The following is a 4,071-nucleotide window of genomic DNA, read 5'->3' as shown; positions in this document are numbered from 1 at the left end:
CGTGAAGGTGGGCGAGCACCTGACCGCCACGCTGACCGAGCTGGGTGTGCCGGCGGACATCATCACCGACGTGCAGGCGGTGCTGGCCCAGGTGCCGGCGCAGCGAGTCGGCGCGGCCGGCGATCGAGGAGACCCGCTCCTCGGCGGTACGCACCGCGAGCCGCACCTCCATCTCGTTCTGCCGGGCACCGGGGACCATCGCGGCAAGCTGGTCCCGCTCCTCGGTGGACGGCTCGGCGTCGATCGGGGTCTCCTCGGCCAGCCGCAGGCGCTCCTCCAGCTCCGCGAGGGCGAGCAGGTCCCGTTCCCGGGCCGCCTCGGCCCGGGAACGGGACGCACCGAGCCGGTCGGTCTCCGCCTTGGCGGACCGGGCGGCGGCCCCCAGCTCGGCCAGCCGGCGCGCGGCGGCGTTGCGGTGGCTCTCCGCCTCGCGCTTCGCGGCGGCGGCGTGCTGCACCGCCTCCTTCGCGGTGGCCACCTCGGCGCGCGCGTCGACCAGCTGCTCCCGCAGCTCGGCGCTGGTCCGCTCGGCGGCGAGGCGGTTGGTGCGGGCCTCCTCGACGGCGGCCTGCACCTCGATGAAGCTGGGCGCCTTGGCCGAACCGCCGGCCGCCGCGTACGCGCCGACCACGTCGCCGTCCGGTGTGACCGCGCGCAGCTCCGGGTTACCGGCGACCACCTCGGCCGCCGCCGCGAGGTCGGAGACGACCACCACGTCACGCAGCGCGCGGTGCACGGCCGGGCGGATCTCGGCGGAGCACTCCACCAGGTCGGGAGCCCAACGGGCGCCCTCGGGCAGCGTCGGGCGCAGCGCGTCGGCGGACCCGTCCATACCGGGTCCCGCGGGGCTGCCGACCAGCAGGCCGGCCCGGCCCGCGTCGGAGATCTTGAGCAGCCGCATCGCCTCGACCGCCTCGTCGACCCCGCTCATGGCCACGGCGTCGGCGAGCCCGCCGAGCGCGGCGGCGAGCGCGGCCTCGTGTCCGGGCGCGACGGTCAGCAGCCCGGCGAGGCTGCCCAACAGCCCGGGAACCTCGCCGGCGCGGGCCAGCAGGGCACCGGCGCCGTCCTTGCGCCGCAGGCCCAGGGCGAGCGCCTCCTCCCGGGCCTTCCAGGTGGCGGCGTCCTTCTCCGCGGAACGCTCGGCGTCGCTCAACGAGCGGACGGTGGCCTGCGCCCGTTCCTGGGCGGCGACGGCCTCCGCGTGCCGGGCGTCCAGGTCGGCGTTGTCCCGGTCCGCCTCGGTCGACTGCGCGGCGACCGCGTCCAGGTCCGCCTGTGCCTTCTCGGCCCGACCGAGCGCATCGGTGTGGGCGGCGGCGAGGCGTTCGATCTCCTCACCCGCCGTGGCCGTACGCGCCCGCGCGGAGTTCACCTGCCCGGTCAGCCGCGCCAGCCCCTCCCGCCGGTCGGCGATGGCCTTGGCCGCGGCGACCAGCTCGCGTTCGGCGGCGGCGAGCTGACGCTCCAGCTCCTGCCGGTGCTCCACCGCCTCGGCCAGCCGGATCTGGTCGTCGGTGAGCGCGGCGCGCAGCTCCTCCTCCTGCTCGCGGACCCGCTCGGCCTCCGCCTCCAACTGGTCCGGGTCGCGCCCCGGGCGCTCGTCGTCGGGGGTCGCGCTGAGGTGGCGCAGCCGCTCCCGGGCCAGCTGCTCGATCGAGCGGAACCGCTCCTGCAAGGCGGACAGCCGGTACCAGGTGTCCTGGGCCGCGGCGAGCAGCGGCGCGTCCTCCGCGAGGGCGGCCTCCAGCTCGGCGAGCCGCGCCTGGACCTCGACGTGCTCGGCCTCGACCTGCTCGCGGCGTTCGCGTACCGCGGTCTCGTCGGCGATCTCCTTGTCGAGCGTCGCACGGAGGGTGGCCAGGTCGTCGGCGAGCAGCCGAAGCCGGGCGTCCCGCAGGTTGGCCTGGATGGCGGCGGCGCGGCGGGCCACCTCGGCCTGCCGGCCCAGCGGCTTGAGCTGGCGGCGCAGCTCGGCGGTGAGGTCGGTCAGCCGGTTGAGGTTGGTCTGCATCGCGTCGAGCTTCCGCAGCGCCTTCTCCTTGCGCTTGCGGTGCTTGAGGACGCCGGCCGCCTCCTCGATGAACGCCCGCCGGTCCTCCGGCTTGGCGTGCAGCATGCCGTCCAGGCGGCCCTGCCCGACGATGATGTGCATCTCCCGGCCGATGCCGGAGTCGCTCAGCAGCTCCTGGATGTCGAGCAGGCGGCAGGAGTCGCCGTTGATCTCGTACTCGCTTTCGCCGGAGCGGAACATCCGGCGGGTGATGGAGACCTCGGTGTACTCGATCGGCAGCGCGCCGTCGGTGTTGTCGATCGTGAGGGTCACCTCGGCCCGGCCCAGTGGGGCGCGGCCGGCCGTGCCGGCGAAGATGACGTCCTCCATCTTGCCGCCGCGCAGGGCCTTAGCGCCCTGCTCGCCGAGCACCCAGGCGATGGCGTCGACGACGTTGGACTTGCCGGAGCCGTTCGGGCCCACCACGCAGGTGATCCCCGGCTCCAGCTTCAGTGTCGTCGCGGAGGCGAAGGACTTGAAGCCCTTCACCGTCAGGCTCTTGAGATGCACCTTCTCGATCCTCGTCCGGTGGCCGCCGTACCGTCGCCGGCTGCGCGGACCTGGGTGAACCCGCAGCCTAACCCGCTGTCGCGGACCAGCCGGCACGCGACCCGCCTGGTGCGCATTCCGTGATCACCGTCGGGACAGTTTCCGCGCCGGCGCGAACAAGATCGTCAAATGGTCGCCGGAGAATGGGGCGGACAGAGCTGCGCGCCGGCACATAAGTGTCGGCGCGCCTTTTCGCGGGTGGTGCGATTCAGTTTTCCCCGACCCGGAGATCAGGTCAGTGCGGGCTCAGCGAGCCGGAGCAGGTCGTCCGCCTCGGACGCCGCCGCCGCGAGCCGATCGTTCTCGGCACGCAACCGCGTGATCTCGAACTCGAGTGCCTGAACCCTGGAACGCAGTCGGGTGACCTCGTCGAGCAGGCGCCGGTCGGGCGCCGCACCTACGTGGCCGTACAGGGCCTTCGCCATGTTGACTCCTTGATATGCGCTGCCGGAAAGGCCGGCCAACGCGCGCCCAATGTGTACGCGGCTGTCACCCCAGGCGATTCTGGGCATGACCGGGCGCGACTGGCGACACCTACATATTGAGCCGATACCCCCTCCTTCGTCAAGTTCTCGCAGGCCGTAGATCATCTCCACGTCGACCTGTCCACTTGTCGGGGGCTGCCTCGCGGCGCGGACACGCTCTGTCCGGACCACTTCACTGTACGCCCGGATCCTCGGAAGTCCCTACCCGTGCGTCCCGGTTCCCCTTAACTCTTCCTTAGCCACGTTGCCGCAGTTCGGGCCGACACGTAGCGTCACCACGGCTCCGAACCGACCCCTGGAGGCTGAGGCGTGTACGGCTGGACCGACCCGATCAACCCGGACGACGTCGATCCGCGTCCCGAGCCGCCGAGCGACGAGCCGGCCTGGCTGACCGACCGTCCGGCGCCCCGCTCGTCGTACCTCTTCGGCGACGAGCCGGACCGGCCCGTCGACGAGCGGCACCACGACCAGCCCACCGAGCAGTGGCAACCCGGGCCGCCGCAGGCCGACCCCTACCGGGCCGACCAGCCGTACGGGGCCGGCCACCACCCCTTCCGGGACGACCAGCCGGCCGCTCCGTGGCAGCCCGCCGACCGGTGGCGGGACGACCCCACCACGGCCTGGCAGCCGGCGGACGAATGGCGGGACGAGCCCGCACCCGACCGGCACGAGGCGGCGCCGACCGCGCAGCTGGCCGCCGTCCCGCCGCTCGATGCCACCGGGACGGGGCACGCGTACCGGCCGGCGGTACCGGACGCCGAGTCGACCAGCGAGGGGCGGCACCGTCCGCCCCGCCGGTTCCCCCGTCCGATGCTGATCGGTGGGGCCGCCGCCGCGGCCACCCTCGTGGTGAGCCTGGGCGTCGGCGCCGTCGCGCTGACCGGCGGTGAGGTGCCGAGCCTGATACTCCGCCGAAAGAACTGCTTTCTTGCTACGCACCTCTACGCGGCGCACAGTCGCGTCTGACATCAGTTCCGGATCCAG

The 4,071-nt window shown here is 73.5% G+C and carries 3 protein-coding genes; 1 reads left to right on the top strand and 2 read right to left on the bottom strand.

The window, feature by feature from the left end; genetic code table 11:
* Positions 1–2,563, bottom strand: a 2,563-nt coding sequence (gene smc, locus AB0I76_RS24165) for a chromosome segregation protein SMC (RefSeq protein WP_357039592.1), incomplete at its 3' end; no start/stop codon positions are given.
* 269 nt (positions 2,564–2,832) lie between these two features.
* Positions 2,833–3,027: a hypothetical protein gene (locus AB0I76_RS24160; RefSeq protein WP_357039589.1), complete on the bottom strand. Its 195-nt coding sequence runs from the start codon at positions 3,025–3,027 to the stop codon at positions 2,833–2,835.
* Positions 3,028–3,396: 369 nt separating this feature from the next.
* Between AB0I76_RS24160 and AB0I76_RS24155 the strand changes: the two genes are divergently transcribed.
* Complete coding sequence (locus AB0I76_RS24155) at positions 3,397–4,053, top strand: hypothetical protein (RefSeq protein ID WP_357039586.1); 657 nt, start codon at positions 3,397–3,399, stop codon at positions 4,051–4,053.
* Positions 4,054–4,071 lie beyond the last annotated feature (18 nt).

It is taken from the genome of Micromonospora sp. NPDC049799, assembly GCF_040656655.1.
Lineage (GTDB): Bacteria > Actinomycetota > Actinomycetes > Mycobacteriales > Micromonosporaceae > Micromonospora.
The sequence above is the reverse complement of the archived record's forward strand: the minus strand, read 5'-3'. Positions and strand labels throughout refer to the sequence as shown.